A 14,998-nucleotide genomic window follows, 5' to 3' on the forward strand; every position below is an offset into this window, starting at 1 on the left:
TCCGAGCGAATGTGCGCGATGTTCCGTTATCGCAGTGGCAATCTGTGGATAATCTGTGGATAACTGATAATCGAGTCGTGTGCACGGTCGTTAAATCGCGGCGCGAGTCGATTATATCTTGCGATTTGCAAGTAAAATCGCGCGGTCTCGCTCGGTTTTAGACCTGGTGCGCAAAAGATCGGAACATCGCGCACGCAAGTTGCGTGACCTTCGACAGCAACCATGAATGCGGCCATCGGAAAGTGTAAAGAGCAAACATCGGAACATCGCGCACACCATATATAGCGACGGACTGCAAGTTTCCTGATGAGTGTCCGGCGTTCAGGCACCCTCGATGGATCGGAACATCGCGCACATGACGTGGAGTCAGATGCTCGCCGCCGTGGGTTCGCTGTCTCGATGCTCGAATACAACAACAGGCCGTCCACCTCTGGGACCGAGCTCCAGCGCCAATTTATAATCTGGGATCACGTCGTCGTTGATTATCTTCAAGAGATCTCGTTTGAAGAAACGCAGTTCACGTGATGTCCCAATCTTCTTCGCCAGTTTTTCAAGACTGATTCGCCAGGAGTCTTGGTTGCCAAGATGCTTACGCCCGATCTCATATAATCGACGACCGAGGCCGCTCTCAAGATCGAAATAGGTGGGATTGATTGTCAGCACGCGTCTCTCTTTGACCAGCGCGCGAAACATCCAATCATTCAGAGTAATCTCGATCGCAGCCATAATTTTTCGGCCCGTTGACGTCTTCCGTTCTACCACGCGCCAGGTTTCAATCCAGCCAAAACCCCGCCGATCTCTCTCGTCCGCTGACTCAATGGAGGTCATGATGTTTGTCGATCGAAGACGGAACAGCGCATCGAGAAGGAGCTCATAGCTGCGTTTTCCTGTTCCGCGGCCTGTGACGCGCAAGAGATCGTGAGCCGCGAAGCGGACAGTATGATCAACCTCCATCCCGCGTTCGATGCGCTCGTTAATCAATGAGACAACATACAGAAGAACGTCCTTATCCCAGATTGTGGCTAATCCTTTTGGTCCGGGTTCGATCGTAATTTGAGTTCGTCCATCGTCATAAATCAGCGGCTCCATTCTGGGCTGTTTCTGGATGCTGAAAAACGGGAACTCCATAAGTGCCCTGTCGTCTTTGAGGGGAGCTCCCACAAGGGAGTCGATAAAGAGGTCGGTTTCGTTTCCAGCCATAGTTTACCGGCTCCCGAGGAATGTGCGCGAAGTTCCGAATAGTAGGAGGATGGTGAGGTTAAGGGTCAAGGATTTTCGTCCTCGGCTTGCTCCAGTATCTGGTCAATTTCAGCCCTGAGCATCTGCAGTCGGGTGCGGTCGAGTTCGGTAAGGTTGACATGCTGAGCCCGGACTTGGCTCAGACGGTGGGCCATTTTTTCGACAGATCCAAAAGTAAAATGCCTTGTTTTGCCCGGTTGTTGCTCTGAGTCCCGAATACCATCCAATTTTCCAAGACGAATGGCTTTGACGGTAAGCTGTCCGGATTTTGCTTGCTCGATAAGCTCATTGCGCCGATCTGGGTCTTGAACCCGCGCGAGTTCGACCAGCGCGTTTCTTGCTACCGCGCGCTCGGACGCTAGTTCATTCAATACCTCCGGGGGCAAGGTCAGAATCTTGAGGATGGCACTGACTTCAGCGCGGCTCTTGCCCAGCGCTTCGGCCGCCTGCGTCTGAGACCAGCCTTTTTGGGTAATCAGACGATCTATAGCGGTTGCTTCCTCCTGTGGATTCAAATCTATTCTTTGCAGATTTTCTAATAGCGACGCGATTTCCGGATCGCCATCGTGTTCAATTCCAAGCATCGTGTTCCAGCCGATGAGCTTTGCGGCGCGCCAACGACGCTCACCCGCTACAATCGTCCATTTCGGATGCTTGGCGGTACTGTCCTGTGCTCGCCTGACAAGGATGGGCTGAAGTTGTCCTTCAGCATCCATCGTCTCCGCAAGTTTTGTAATGCTTTCTTCTTCAAATGTTTTTCTTGGCTGCTCCGGATCGGGCGCAGTACTGGCGACTTCTACTTCAAAAGTATGTCGAAATCGTCCCCCTTGGCGGATGAAGTTATTGCCAGCATCAGAGACTAGTCCCGCAGCCACACCAAGAATGGGTGATGGAGTTTTTGGCTTTCGCTTCGTTGTCATTAGGGAGTTTCCTCCAAAGTCTGGATTTCGGCGAGTGGCAGGTCAGTCCTGGATTGAAGTGCTTTGGCGAGATTGAGATACGGGACCGTGGAGTTTGCGGAAGGTGATGCTTCAAGAGCGACGCGTCCAGCGCGCGCAGCGTGACCGTACACGGCGCTGGCTGGAACTGGCTGCAAGACGGGTGCACGGTCTCTCATCATCAGCCACAAATGATGAAGCACTTCGCGGTCGACAGATTTTCTAACGCTGTACTGGGTAGGGAGAATTCCTGCTAATCTTAAACTCGGATTGAGACGTCTCTGGATTTTTCCTATTGTCCCAATAATAAGTCCGACGCCCATAGTGTCGTAGGGCTCAGTTCTAACGGGCACGATTGCTTCGTCGGCCGCCGCTAAACTCATCCATGTCAGCATTCCGAGATTGGGAGGTGCATCTATTACGATCCAGTCGTAATTCGCTCGTGCCGGCTCTAACGCTTCGCGCAGAGCTGCGTCGAAGCCAGGCTCTCGCTTTCCGTCTGTTTCGGCCAAATCAATGTGGCTTGCTATGAAATCGAAAGGTAGTGACCGGCCGTCAGGCAGCACACCTGCGTGCACTATCACTTCGGAAATAGGCTTGCCTCCCAGGATCAGATGGGCGGTGGTTTTCCCCTGGTGGTAAAGGTCAGTGTTCGTGCCAGCTAGGATCCCGGCTGTGGCTGTGGCTTGCGGGTCCATGTCGATCAAAAGAACTCGGCAGCCCAACAAAGAGAATGCGTACGCAAGATTGAGTGATGACGTCGTTTTTCCGACACCGCCCTTTTGGTTGGCGAGGACCAAGACTCGCGCTGTATCCTGGATAGCGCCAGTCATGCTTTCGATTATGTCGGCGACGTCATCAGGGATAGGTTCCTTATCGTTTTCCCATCGGCTTATTTTGGGTTTGTCATAGCTTCTGCCTAGCCGACGGTTTAGTTCATCCTTAAGTTCGCCTTGGCTCAAGCGCAGATTTAGCCGGCTGTTGCGAAGTGCCTGCCCATTCACGTGCAATTCTCCAGATTCTTAATGCTGCGTTGCTCAACGCCATCAACATCAACAATGATGGTTGATGTTGTCTTTATATTCCGCGCGGAGTCAAGTTATCGCGTCAACTATTTCTATTCGGACTGCGAAAATGTTCGCGTGCGCAGGCGCGCCGCTCCATTGTTCCCATACTGACGATTTATGTTCTGACGTCAGAACATCGTATGGATGTTACGGGACTGGTCGTGATTGGCTCATACAAAGGGCGGGCGCGGGTTGATTGATGCGTTTCGCCGGTCGACCGGCCTGGGGAGCACTCAGATTGTTGTGACCCATGTTCTGACGTCAGAACATCCCCGCTGCGCAGTCAGGCTGATCGGGTATCCGGAAGGTCACAACGATGACGACCTATCTTTGCTACGCCCGCGCCGTCCGAGTGTTTAACTGAATTGATGCTGGTGCACCTGTGCATATTTTTTGTCGGGTCGCGCAAATAATGTTACGGCGTGTCGTCAGTTAAGGAGGATAATGATTGAGGCGAACTGCACTGCTGCGAGGAAAGTTGATTTCAGTTTATCGTAGCGGGTTGCGATGGCGCGGAACTGTTTGAGTTTATTGAAGAACCGCTCGACAAGATTACGTTCCCTGTAAAGAGCGAAGTCGGTTTCGCGCTGCATCGCTCTATTGCGTTTTGACGGTATGACCGGGGTAATCCCGCGCTCTGTCAATCGGTCGATCAACCTGTCTGCGTCATACGCCCTGTCAGCAAGGAAGGCATCCGGATCGATGTTTTCCAGCATCGGTTCCGCTCGGTTAATATCCGCATCCTGTCCCGGTGTGATGTCGATCTCCACCGGATTGCCCAGAGCATCGCAGATAGCATGGATCTTTGTGGTCAATCCGCCCCGGGATCGTCCGATGGCCTGATCCGCGCCCCCTTTTTGAGAGCTCCGGCACTGTGCTGATGCGCCCGGACAATGGTGCTGTCGATCATCATGTATTCATTGTCGTGATCTGCTGCCAGATGGCGAAAGATCCGCTCAATAACACCAGTTTCACACCAGCGACGCAGACGTCGGTGCACGTTTTTCCAATCCCCGAAACGGCCCGGAAGATCACGCCAGGGGATGCCTGCACGGTAGCGATACAGCACAGCTTCTACGAAAAGGCGGTTGTCTGCGGCAGTGCCTCCGACATGACCCTCACGCCCCGGAAGAAGGTCTTTTATCCGCTCCCACTGGTCGTCACGTAAGCCATAGCGCCGCATCTGTTGTTCTCCTCCAAAGCCGGAAAAACAGTCAGCACAGAGCGACAAAAAGTACAACCTGGAGGGTTCGAAAAACCCCTTGGCTCTGAATTGGTGGCTGTGATTCCATACCTTGTGTGATGATTGGGGGGATGGCTCATGAAGCAGCCGGGTTTCTTTGATGTTGACGAGCGGCTTGCCCGGTTAAGCGGGCTTGGCGATCAGTTGGAGGCATTTTCCCGGACTGTGGATTTTGAGGCGTTCCGCCCTGATCTGGAGAAGGCTCTGGCCTATTCAGACAGGAGCAAAGGCGGCCGTCCCCCGTTCGATCCGGTGCTGATGTTCAAGATCCTAGTCATCCAGACGCTGAACAATCTCTCCGACGAGCGAACGGAATATCTGATCAACGACCGCCCGTCCTTCATGCGTTTCCTCGGTCTGGGACTGTCGGACCGGGTGCCCGATGCCAAAACGGTCTGGCTGTTTCGCGAGCGTCTGACCGAGGCAGGCGCCATCCAGAAGCTGTTCGAGCGCTTTGACGCCACCCTGCGTAACGCTGGGTATCTGCCGATGTCCGGCCAGATCCTGGATGCCACGCTGGTGGCAGCGCCAAAGCAGCGCAATACCAAAGGGGAGAAAGCGGATCTCCGGGCGGGACGTATTCCAGAAGACTGGCAGGACAAGCCCGCAAAGATGTCGCACAAGGATCGTCATGCACGATGGACACTTAAGTTCACGAAGGCGAAGCGGCAGGACGATGGAACCATACCGTCGAGCGATCTCGCCATCCCGTTCTTTGGCTACAAATCCCACATCTCCATCGACCGGAAGTTTCGGTTCATCCGAAAATGGAAGACGACGGATGCCGCCGCCAGTGATGGTGCGCGATTGAGAGAGGGGCTGTTAGATAAAACCAATACGGCCTCAAGCGTTTGGGCTGATACAGCTTATCGCTCGAAAGCGAATGAGGACTTCATGGACAAAGAGGGTTTTGTCTCAAAGGTTCACAGAAAAAAGCCGCATCTCAAGCCTATGCCCCGACATATCCAGAAATCGAATGCTGGAAAGTCCGTGATCCGATCACGCGTCGAGCACGTCTTTGCCGACCAGAAATCACAGACGGGATTGTTCATCCGAACTGTCGGTATCACCCGGGCCACCATGAGGATCGGGCTGGCCAATATCGTCTACAACATGCGCCGCTTCCTCTTCCTCGAAAGGTTGAACGCGAGCGCGTAGTCATCCAGCGGGAGGGCAGTCCCCGATCTGCTCAAAACGCAGATCAAAAGCTACCCCAAAAACCGTAAATCAAATCGCCAAAACCCTGAAATCACGAGCCAGGCGCATCAACCAACGGTTCTTCGATCCCTCCATCTGCCACCCCGCTTCGGCGACCTGGAAGAATGTTCACGGGCGTCTGTGTCTCTGGTGCGAAAGCGGCGTCATCGAGCAGATTTTCCGGCATCTGGCCGCTGAGCGCGACAATGAATACAGGATGATCGACAGCACAGTTGTCCGTGCACACCGGCGCGCCCGTAAAAAAGGGCGCGGATCAGGCCATCGGACGATCCCGTGGCGGACTGACCATTAAAATTCATGCTATTGTTGACGCGTCAGGAGAAACAGCAGTTCTTTCTCTGATGCCTAGGCAGAGAGCAGATATCACTGAAGCGGAACCGCTGCTGGATGAAGTCGATCCCGAATCCTTGATCGTTGACAAGGCTTATGGCGCCAATCCGTTCATTGAAAATCTTGAAGAACGGCAGATCAGCCCGGTTATTCCGTCAAGGGGAAACCGACGTAATCCCCGGAAAATCCTATGTTTGCTTTATAAAACGAAACATCGTTGAATGGTTCTTCGCCAGACTGAAGCGGTTCAGAGGCATTGCAACATGCTGTGATAAGCTGAACTCAACCTTCCTCGCGTCCGTTCAACTCGTCGCAACTGCTGTCGGAATTAACTGACAGCATGCTGTAAAACAGCCAAACTTTCCGCACCATTCAGCCAAATTTGGCGGACTACAATTCCTGACAACTCAGAAGATATCCATGAAATTATGAATAATCCGAAGTCAGAGGTTGTTGCATTCGTTTGCGGGCTCCATCTGGAATGCGGTTAGCCGGTAGCCGTCACAGTTCCGGAGGGGAACACTGCAAAAATATCCACGCGCTGAACCGATCAGAGAGGACGGTATGATTATCGAACCGGGACATAAGTCGCGCCGATAACCGACGGCAAAACAACGGATTATCGCTCTTCAGCGTAATCCGCATCTTTCTCCGCTCCCCCAGTCGAGATAATCAAAAACCTTGTTCTCTTATGACGAGGTATATACACTATGACATATACATCTGGGAGTCCACCATGCCAGTTCCTGAAATCCATCCGCGACCTCGGGAAGTAAAACTCTTCCGGAATAATCGCAGTCAGGCAGTGCGTATTCCGGTCGAATTTGAACTGCCGGGAGACCGGGTGCTTATCCGCCGCGACGGTGACAGGCTGGTTCTTGAGCCCGTCAAGGCACCATCTACGCTGAAAGAACTCCTCGCGGCATGGCGCGAAGAGCCGCCGTTAGGTCCTGGCGACGATTTGCCCGACGTTCACGATGTCGCCGCCAGACCTGAAGATATCCTGTGAGCGCCTACCTTCTCGATACCAACATCATCAGCGATCTTGTCCGCAATCCATCAGGAGCTGCCGCGCAACGCATTGAACATCTCGACCCAGGCGACCTCTGCACCAGCATCATCGTGGCGGCCGAACTGCGATATGGGTGCGCTAAAAAGGGCTCCTTGAAGCTGCTGACCCGCGTTGAAAGCGTGCTGGCGTTTGTACCAGTACTGCCATTCGATATTCCGGCTGATGGTGAATACGGCGGCATCCGCGCCGAACTCGAAGCAGCAGGGCAGATAATTGGTATGAATGATTTGCTGATCGCGGCCCATGCTTACACCCTCAAGGCAACGCTGGTAACGAACAACACCCGTGAGTTTGGTCGCATCCGGGGGCTGACCGTCGAGAACTGGCTGGAGAATTTGCATGACTGACAACCAGATGATCGGAAATCGGGTTTAGAAATGGCAAAATGAATTTTGCCCGATACCTTATGTCTGCTTCGGGGGGGGAGAACGAACCCGCTGCGCGGGATTGGTGCGGTGTGCAGGTCTGTCACCACGGCGTGAGCGATCTGTTTTATTTGGAACTGTCCTGATCGGGCCAAGCACTCTGGCTTCTTCCCACCAGAAGGAGCCGGATGATGACAGAGTCCCTGTGCATTGCTGCAATCAGTCCCCTTCGCCAGCGCCTGCTTGATGACATGGCGGTGCGGCGGTTCTCCCGGGAGACGCAGCGCAATTACCTTCGCGATGTCGGCCGTTTCGCCACGTTTCTGGGCCGCTCACCCCATACGGCAACAGCCGAGGATGTGCGCCAGTTCCAGATTGCGCAGAACGAGGCTGGCATGCCGACACCGACCATGAATGCCATCGTGTCGGCGCTGCGGTTTTTCTTCACCCAGACGCTCGACCGCCCCGACCTTGCACGCAAGCTGGTACGGGTAGCGCAGCCCCGCAACCTGCCCGTCGTGCTGAGCCGCGATGAAGTTGCCCGGTTGCTCAACGCGACCGTATGCCTCAAGCATCAGGCCGCCCTGTCGGTCGCCTATGGGGCAGGCCTGCGGGTGGCCGAGGTTGCAGCTCTCAAGATCAGCGATATCGACAGCGAGCGCATGCTGCTCAGGGTCGAACGGGGCAAAGGGGGACGATATCGCAACGCCATGCTTCCGGCAGACCTTCTGCCCCTGCTGCGGGAGTGGTGGAAGGCCGGACGCCAGCAGGGCGTGATGCATTCCGGTGGCTGGCTGTTTCCCGGGCAGGACACCATGAGGCCCATCAGCACACGGCAGCTCCATCGCGTGGTTGTCGATGCCGCGCGGGCTGCTTCGATCACCAGACGTGTGGGGCCTCATACCCTGCGGCACAGCTTTGCCACGCACCTGCTTGAGGATGGTGTCGATGTCCGCGTGATCCAGGTCCTGCTGGGTCATTCCCGTCTGGAGACCACGGCCCTTTATACAAAGGTTGCGACACGGACCGTGCGGGCCGTCATCAGTCCGCTCGACAGGCTGGGTATGCTGACGACGGCGCAGGCAAGGCCCGACGGCTGATCCCCGGGCGGGGGCGGTCATGTCCGCCTCCCTCGCACTGGGGGACATCTTCCGGGCTGCCGGCCCTGCCTGGCGGGCAGCCCATGCCGGCCGTCTCCCCCTGCAGCAGCTCAAGGTCATGGCGGCGATCGAACATTGTCGCACCGCGGCCCTTGGTGGTCATGTCGCGGCCTGCGGGGACTGCGGACACTGGCGGATCGCCTATAACAGCTGCCGCAACCGTCATTGTCCGCGCTGTCAGGGGAACGCCGCGCGGACATGGCTGGCCGAGCGGGAGGCCGATCTGCTGCCGGTCGGGTATTTCCATGTCGTCTTCACCCTGCCTGCACGGATCGCCGACATCGCACTTCAAAACAAGGCCGTTCTCTACGCCCTGCTGTTCCAGGCCGCCTCGGAGACGATGATGACGATCGCCGCCGATCCCCGGCATCTGGGTGCCCGCATCGGCATCACCGCCGTGCTGCACAGCTGGGGGTCGGCGCTGACCCACCATCCCCACGTGCACATGATCGTGCCGGGTGGCGGTCTCTCGCCCGATGGCCGGCGCTGGATCTCGTCACGCCCTGCCTTCCTGCTGCCCGTTCGCGTGCTGGGCAAACTGTTCCGCCGCCTGTTCCTGACCCGGCTGCGCGCACTTTTCGATGCCGACCGGCTGGCCTTTCGGGGGCAGCTTGCCCCTCTGGCAGACCGCCGTGCCTTTATGCGGTATCTGGCTCCTGTGCGCAGCACGCGCTGGGTCGTCTACGCCAAACCGCCTTTTGCCGGTCCTAAAGCAGTGCTGGCCTACCTGTCGCGCTATACCCACCGTGTCGCCATCTCGAACCGCCGCCTCCTGGCGTTCAACGAAAACGGCGTGACGTTCCGCTACAAGGACTACCGGCGGGACACGGCCCAGCAGCAGCAGGTCATGACACTCGCCACGGATGAGTTCATCCGCCGCTTCATGCTGCATGTCCTGCCACGGGGATTTCATCGCATCCGCCATTATGGCCTGCTGGCCAGTTCCAGCCGCAAGGCCAGCCTCGCCCGGGTGCGGGAACTGCTGAATGTCATATCCACACCAGCGCCAGAAGTCCCGGAAGCCGAACCGGTCACGCCACCGCCGTGCCCATGCTGTGGTGGTCCGATGGTCGTCATCCAGATCCTTCCCCGATGGTGCCAGCCCCGAGGGCCGCCACAGGCGAGTGATCCAACCAAGGGATCACCATGACAGCCCGCAGATACGACAGCATGACCGATCCCGATGTCGGAGTGGCTCCGCGCCGGCAAACCGAGGCTCCTGTACGCATCACTGAAAAAATCGGGAAAATCGCTGCCTGCACCGCCAGTTCTGACATCGCGTCATGCAGATCCGGTCACAAAAACCCGTTCCAGTTCCACAAACGCACCTGTATGCTCTGGCTCAGGCTCTCCCACGGGGTGGCGCCAGTTGCAAATTCTCCATAACTGAGTCCCGGTGTCGCGGGTTCGGTCTTCCCAGACTTTCGTACGCCTCGCAGCGCCCGAAACCCTTCAGGACAAGCTGCCCGACCGCTTCTGGGCGCCCAAGCCGGGAAAGCGGAAGGTCCGGTTTGCATACCTGGCTCATTGGAAGCGGACATTGGCTACTTTTAGCTTGAAACAGAAGTGGCCGAAGGTGTATCTACAATGTAGACACACAAGGGAGAGATCCAATGCATGGGACCGTTCGCAAATGGGGGAACAGCGCTGCCATCCGTCTACCAGCCAATATCCTTGAAGCGGTTCACCTACAGATCAATCAGGCTGTTGATGTCCGGGAAGAAGATGGGCGTATCATCATTCAACCGGTTCACCCTGCTGTCCTTTCGCTGGACACCCTGACTGCCGCCATCACGGATGATAACCGTCACGGTGAAGTGAGTTTTGGGCCTGAAATTGGCGGAGAGATCTGGTAAATGTCAGCATGGGTGCCAGATTGCGGAGACATCGTCTGGCTGGAGTTTGATCCTCAGGCAGGGCGTGAACAATCTGGGCATCGCCCGGCTGTGGTGCTTTCGCCAGTTAGTTACAACAAAAAATCTGGTATGATTGTTTGTTGCCCGACAACGACAAAAATCAAAGGGTATCCCTTTGAAGTGCCTTTGACAGGAGAGCCGACAAGCGTGGTTCTCTCTGATCAGGTTCGCAGTCTTGATTGGCGCGCCAGACGAGCAAAGCATAAAGGTCGGGTCTCCGAAAGAGAACTGGAAGCGGTGCGCGAACGAACAAGATTACTCGTCGGGTGACTGGGGGAGAACGAACCCGCTGCGCGGGATTGGTGCGGTGTGCAGGTCTGTCACCACGGCGTGAGCGATCTGTTTTATTTGGAACTGTCCTGATCGGGCCAAGCACTCTGGCTTCTTCCCACCAGAAGGAGCCGGATGATGACAGAGTCCCTGTGCATTGCTGCAATCAGTCCCCTTCGCCAGCGCCTGCTTGATGACATGGCGGTGCGGCGGTTCTCCCGGGAGACGCAGCGCAATTACCTTCGCGATGTCGGCCGTTTCGCCACGTTTCTGGGCCGCTCACCCCATACGGCAACAGCCGAGGATGTGCGCCAGTTCCAGATTGCGCAGAACGAGGCTGGCATGCCGACACCGACCATGAATGCCATCGTGTCGGCGCTGCGGTTTTTCTTCACCCAGACGCTCGACCGCCCCGACCTTGCACGCAAGCTGGTACGGGTAGCGCAGCCCCGCAACCTGCCCGTCGTGCTGAGCCGCGATGAAGTTGCCCGGTTGCTCAACGCGACCGTATGCCTCAAGCATCAGGCCGCCCTGTCGGTCGCCTATGGGGCAGGCCTGCGGGTGGCCGAGGTTGCAGCTCTCAAGATCAGCGATATCGACAGCGAGCGCATGCTGCTCAGGGTCGAACGGGGCAAAGGGGGACGATATCGCAACGCCATGCTTCCGGCAGACCTTCTGCCCCTGCTGCGGGAGTGGTGGAAGGCCGGACGCCAGCAGGGCGTGATGCATTCCGGTGGCTGGCTGTTTCCCGGGCAGGACACCATGAGGCCCATCAGCACACGGCAGCTCCATCGCGTGGTTGTCGATGCCGCGCGGGCTGCTTCGATCACCAGACGTGTGGGGCCTCATACCCTGCGGCACAGCTTTGCCACGCACCTGCTTGAGGATGGTGTCGATGTCCGCGTGATCCAGGTCCTGCTGGGTCATTCCCGTCTGGAGACCACGGCCCTTTATACAAAGGTTGCGACACGGACCGTGCGGGCCGTCATCAGTCCGCTCGACAGGCTGGGTATGCTGACGACGGCGCAGGCAAGGCCCGACGGCTGATCCCCGGGCGGGGGCGGTCATGTCCGCCTCCCTCGCACTGGGGGACATCTTCCGGGCTGCCGGCCCTGCCTGGCGGGCAGCCCATGCCGGCCGTCTCCCCCTGCAGCAGCTCAAGGTCATGGCGGCGATCGAACATTGTCGCACCGCGGCCCTTGGTGGTCATGTCGCGGCCTGCGGGGACTGCGGACACTGGCGGATCGCCTATAACAGCTGCCGCAACCGTCATTGTCCGCGCTGTCAGGGGAACGCCGCGCGGACATGGCTGGCCGAGCGGGAGGCCGATCTGCTGCCGGTCGGGTATTTCCATGTCGTCTTCACCCTGCCTGCACGGATCGCCGACATCGCACTTCAAAACAAGGCCGTTCTCTACGCCCTGCTGTTCCAGGCCGCCTCGGAGACGATGATGACGATCGCCGCCGATCCCCGGCATCTGGGTGCCCGCATCGGCATCACCGCCGTGCTGCACAGCTGGGGGTCGGCGCTGACCCACCATCCCCACGTGCACATGATCGTGCCGGGTGGCGGTCTCTCGCCCGATGGCCGGCGCTGGATCTCGTCACGCCCTGCCTTCCTGCTGCCCGTTCGCGTGCTGGGCAAACTGTTCCGCCGCCTGTTCCTGACCCGGCTGCGCGCACTTTTCGATGCCGACCGGCTGGCCTTTCGGGGGCAGCTTGCCCCTCTGGCAGACCGCCGTGCCTTTATGCGGTATCTGGCTCCTGTGCGCAGCACGCGCTGGGTCGTCTACGCCAAACCGCCTTTTGCCGGTCCTAAAGCAGTGCTGGCCTACCTGTCGCGCTATACCCACCGTGTCGCCATCTCGAACCGCCGCCTCCTGGCGTTCAACGAAAACGGCGTGACGTTCCGCTACAAGGACTACCGGCGGGACACGGCCCAGCAGCAGCAGGTCATGACACTCGCCACGGATGAGTTCATCCGCCGCTTCATGCTGCATGTCCTGCCACGGGGATTTCATCGCATCCGCCATTATGGCCTGCTGGCCAGTTCCAGCCGCAAGGCCAGCCTCGCCCGGGTGCGGGAACTGCTGAATGTCATATCCACACCAGCGCCAGAAGTCCCGGAAGCCGAACCGGTCACGCCACCGCCGTGCCCATGCTGTGGTGGTCCGATGGTCGTCATCCAGATCCTTCCCCGATGGTGCCAGCCCCGAGGGCCGCCACAGGCGAGTGATCCAACCAAGGGATCACCATGACAGCCCGCAGATACGACAGCATGACCGATCCCGATGTCGGAGTGGCTCCGCGCCGGCAAACCGAGGCTCCTGTACGCATCACTGAAAAAATCGGGAAAATCGCTGCCTGCACCGCCAGTTCTGACATCGCGTCATGCAGATCCGGTCACAAAAACCCGTTCCAGTTCCACAAACGCACCTGTATGCTCTGGCTCAGGCTCTCCCACGGGGTGGCGCCAGTTGCAAATTCTCCATAACTGAGTCCCGGTGTCGCGGGTTCGGTCTTCCCAGACTTTCGTACGCCTCGCAGCGCCCGAAACCCTTCAGGACAAGCTGAATGTCCGGTTATGGGGAAAAGAAGACCGAAATCAGCCATTCGCAGCGCTCACGTTCATAACAGCTGTCGGTCAACTCAAGTCGTTTTGAGGTGGTCGTAGGAATGCCCGTTCACGCAGGGACTGATCGTTCGCAATCTTAGAGAGCTGATTACCAGCTACGCAGCCCAAATCTCCCAGTTCAATCCGATGTGGCACGAAATTAAAAACTGCCCTCAATGATCCCACGACGCAGAATTGAGCTAGAACGGTAAGTGGAAAATCCTAGTTAGCAGCAAAGGCACGAAGACATGCAGATATCAGAGACGGCACTCGTCACGAGTAAGCCATTATTTGTGAAATTTGTTGAGTGCATGCGAATCATCAAGGACTACCACTTTCAAGTTTTTACAAAAAATCCAGAAAAAACCTTGTATTCCGAGACGCTGCGGGTGCTGAACCAATTTCAGCAAGACCGCACTCAGGCAGCATATTGTCTTATAGTAAATGGGCTCGTCTGGGATGCCGAGGTCATAATCCGGGTCGTTTATGAGACGTTCGCTAAGGTGGCTTTTCTGGCAACTGCTTCTGAAGAGCAACGTCCGGAATTGCTCCACGAGTATTGGGAGCTGCTCGGCGCTGTCTATGACAGGCAGGCAGCCTTAAAAGCCGAGCCATGCGAACGTCTCTTCAATTGCTCTGGCAGCGATGGCAGTTCTCGCGTGATGGCAACGCTTCGCGATAACCGCGTCTACAGGACCGACCCGCTTGGGGATAAGCGCTTCCGGAAACGATTGGAGCAACGATGGTCGTTCTCTGGAATACTTGAAGCGTTAAACAGTGGTCGTCATGGTATCATTCCACTGATTGGCATTGAGGTTTTTGCACACAACTATAGCATGTCTAGCCACGTTGCTCACGCTAACTCGAGGGCGCTGGACCTCTTAGAAGACCGTGCAACCCGGGGAAGCGACCTCGTCCCGTTGGAAATGGGACATATTTGCCGAATGCTGAGCGACATGGTTTCACTTACTTCTTTCAGCCTGTTCCTGAGTGAACGGTCATGGGCAGGCGGCGAAAAGATGCCAGCACCGTTGGCCGCCGCCGTCACGGCGATGACGGAAACCATCAAGCCATTCCATACCGAATTCGAGATTTCGCAAGAGGGCCTGTATAGCAACTGGCCCCGGAAAGAGTAGGACGGACGCTTGGTGGTATTCCCGTCGCGTTTCTAGCTGCGTGAAGGTTGGCTTTAGGGCTGATCACGTGGCAGTGTCGGTTTTTGGGCGCCCGTCAAGCCCGCGTGTGCGTCTGCAAAGAGGCGATAGCTGCCTGTCGCTCCGGCATCTCTCTGCGTTTCTGTGTGCTGTATGCTATGAGAACAGAAGGTGATTATATCGGGAATAACAGGCCGTGCCGATCCGCCCTGAACTGAAGCCGCTCTATCCGGCTGACTGGCCGCAGATCAGCCGGTCTGTGCGCTTTGAACGGGCGCAGGGACGCTGCCAGCGGTGCGGCCGCCCGCACGGTGAGCGGGTCCGGACGGTCGCCCCGGGCCTGTGGTTCGACGCCGGGCAGGGGGTGTGGCGCGATGCCCGGGGCCGGGTGACACGCTGTCCCGACCTGATCG

At 57.2% G+C, this 14,998-nt stretch carries 15 protein-coding genes and 1 pseudogene; 12 read left to right on the forward strand and 4 right to left on the reverse strand.

Going from position 1 to position 14,998, the window contains the following annotated elements; all coding sequences use genetic code 11:
* Positions 1 to 366 precede the first annotated feature (366 nt).
* From GOB93_RS18135 to GOB93_RS18150, 4 genes are all read right to left on the reverse strand, one after another.
* Positions 367 to 1,200 carry a replication initiator protein A gene (locus GOB93_RS18135; RefSeq protein WP_173584860.1) on the reverse strand — a complete coding sequence of 278 codons (834 nt, stop codon included), beginning with the start codon at positions 1,198 to 1,200 and terminating at the stop codon, positions 367 to 369.
* A 65-nt stretch (positions 1,201 to 1,265) separates the two neighbouring features.
* Complete coding sequence (locus GOB93_RS18140) at positions 1,266 to 2,159, reverse strand: ParB/RepB/Spo0J family partition protein (RefSeq protein ID WP_173584861.1); 894 nt, start codon at positions 2,157 to 2,159, stop codon at positions 1,266 to 1,268.
* Positions 2,159 to 3,181, reverse strand: coding sequence for a ParA family protein (locus GOB93_RS18145; RefSeq protein WP_338422412.1), 1,023 nt, complete (start codon positions 3,179 to 3,181; stop codon positions 2,159 to 2,161). Before GOB93_RS18145 ends, GOB93_RS18140 begins: the two co-directional genes overlap by 1 nt.
* A 491-nt stretch (positions 3,182 to 3,672) precedes the next feature.
* A protein-coding gene (locus GOB93_RS18150) for an IS5 family transposase (RefSeq protein WP_408742417.1) occupies positions 3,673 to 4,427 on the reverse strand; the annotation gives its coding sequence in 2 pieces (ribosomal slippage) (positions 3,673 to 4,086 and positions 4,089 to 4,427; 753 coding nt in all).
* A 138-nt stretch (positions 4,428 to 4,565) separates the two neighbouring features.
* Here GOB93_RS18150 and GOB93_RS18155 point away from each other — a divergent pair.
* The 12 genes and pseudogenes from GOB93_RS18155 to GOB93_RS18215 all read left to right on the forward strand — a co-directional run.
* On the forward strand, positions 4,566 to 5,645 hold the full coding sequence (locus GOB93_RS18155; protein WP_173584863.1) for an IS5 family transposase: 1,080 nt from the start codon (positions 4,566 to 4,568) through the stop codon (positions 5,643 to 5,645).
* A 278-nt stretch (positions 5,646 to 5,923) separates the two neighbouring features.
* A complete protein-coding gene (locus tag GOB93_RS18160) occupies positions 5,924 to 6,256 on the forward strand; it encodes a transposase (protein ID WP_338422413.1) in 333 nt (110 codons plus the stop codon).
* A gap of 515 nt (positions 6,257 to 6,771) precedes the next feature.
* Positions 6,772 to 7,044 carry an antitoxin gene (locus tag GOB93_RS18170; protein ID WP_173584866.1) on the forward strand — a complete coding sequence of 91 codons (273 nt, stop codon included), beginning with the start codon at positions 6,772 to 6,774 and terminating at the stop codon, positions 7,042 to 7,044.
* A complete protein-coding gene (locus GOB93_RS18175) occupies positions 7,041 to 7,454 on the forward strand; it encodes a PIN domain-containing protein (protein ID WP_173584867.1) in 414 nt (137 codons plus the stop codon). Before GOB93_RS18170 ends, GOB93_RS18175 begins: the two co-directional genes overlap by 4 nt.
* 206 nt (positions 7,455 to 7,660) lie before the next feature.
* Positions 7,661 to 8,572, forward strand: coding sequence for a tyrosine-type recombinase/integrase (locus GOB93_RS18180; RefSeq protein WP_166319129.1), 912 nt, complete (start codon positions 7,661 to 7,663; stop codon positions 8,570 to 8,572).
* 19 nt (positions 8,573 to 8,591) lie between these two features.
* Complete coding sequence (locus tag GOB93_RS18185) at positions 8,592 to 9,782, forward strand: IS91 family transposase (protein WP_173584868.1); 1,191 nt, start codon at positions 8,592 to 8,594, stop codon at positions 9,780 to 9,782.
* A 463-nt stretch (positions 9,783 to 10,245) separates the two neighbouring features.
* The gene (locus GOB93_RS18190; protein WP_003618721.1) at positions 10,246 to 10,488 is read left to right on the forward strand and encodes an AbrB/MazE/SpoVT family DNA-binding domain-containing protein; all 243 of its coding nucleotides are present in this window, start codon (positions 10,246 to 10,248) and stop codon (positions 10,486 to 10,488) included.
* Positions 10,489 to 10,818, forward strand: a complete 330-nt coding sequence (gene mazF / locus GOB93_RS18195) for an endoribonuclease MazF (RefSeq protein ID WP_003618720.1) — start codon at positions 10,489 to 10,491, stop codon at positions 10,816 to 10,818.
* Positions 10,819 to 10,953: 135 nt separating this feature from the next.
* Complete coding sequence (locus tag GOB93_RS18200) at positions 10,954 to 11,865, forward strand: tyrosine-type recombinase/integrase (RefSeq protein WP_166319129.1); 912 nt, start codon at positions 10,954 to 10,956, stop codon at positions 11,863 to 11,865.
* 19 nt (positions 11,866 to 11,884) lie between these two features.
* Positions 11,885 to 13,075: an IS91 family transposase gene (locus tag GOB93_RS18205; protein WP_173584868.1), complete on the forward strand. Its 1,191-nt coding sequence runs from the start codon at positions 11,885 to 11,887 to the stop codon at positions 13,073 to 13,075.
* 667 nt (positions 13,076 to 13,742) lie between these two features.
* Positions 13,743 to 14,567 carry a hypothetical protein gene (locus GOB93_RS18210; RefSeq protein WP_173584869.1) on the forward strand — a complete coding sequence of 275 codons (825 nt, stop codon included), beginning with the start codon at positions 13,743 to 13,745 and terminating at the stop codon, positions 14,565 to 14,567.
* A gap of 214 nt (positions 14,568 to 14,781) precedes the next feature.
* Positions 14,782 to 14,998: pseudogene (locus GOB93_RS18215) on the forward strand (hypothetical protein); the annotation flags it as partial.

The organism is Acetobacter musti (assembly GCF_011516835.1).
Taxonomy (GTDB): domain Bacteria; phylum Pseudomonadota; class Alphaproteobacteria; order Acetobacterales; family Acetobacteraceae; genus Acetobacter; species Acetobacter musti.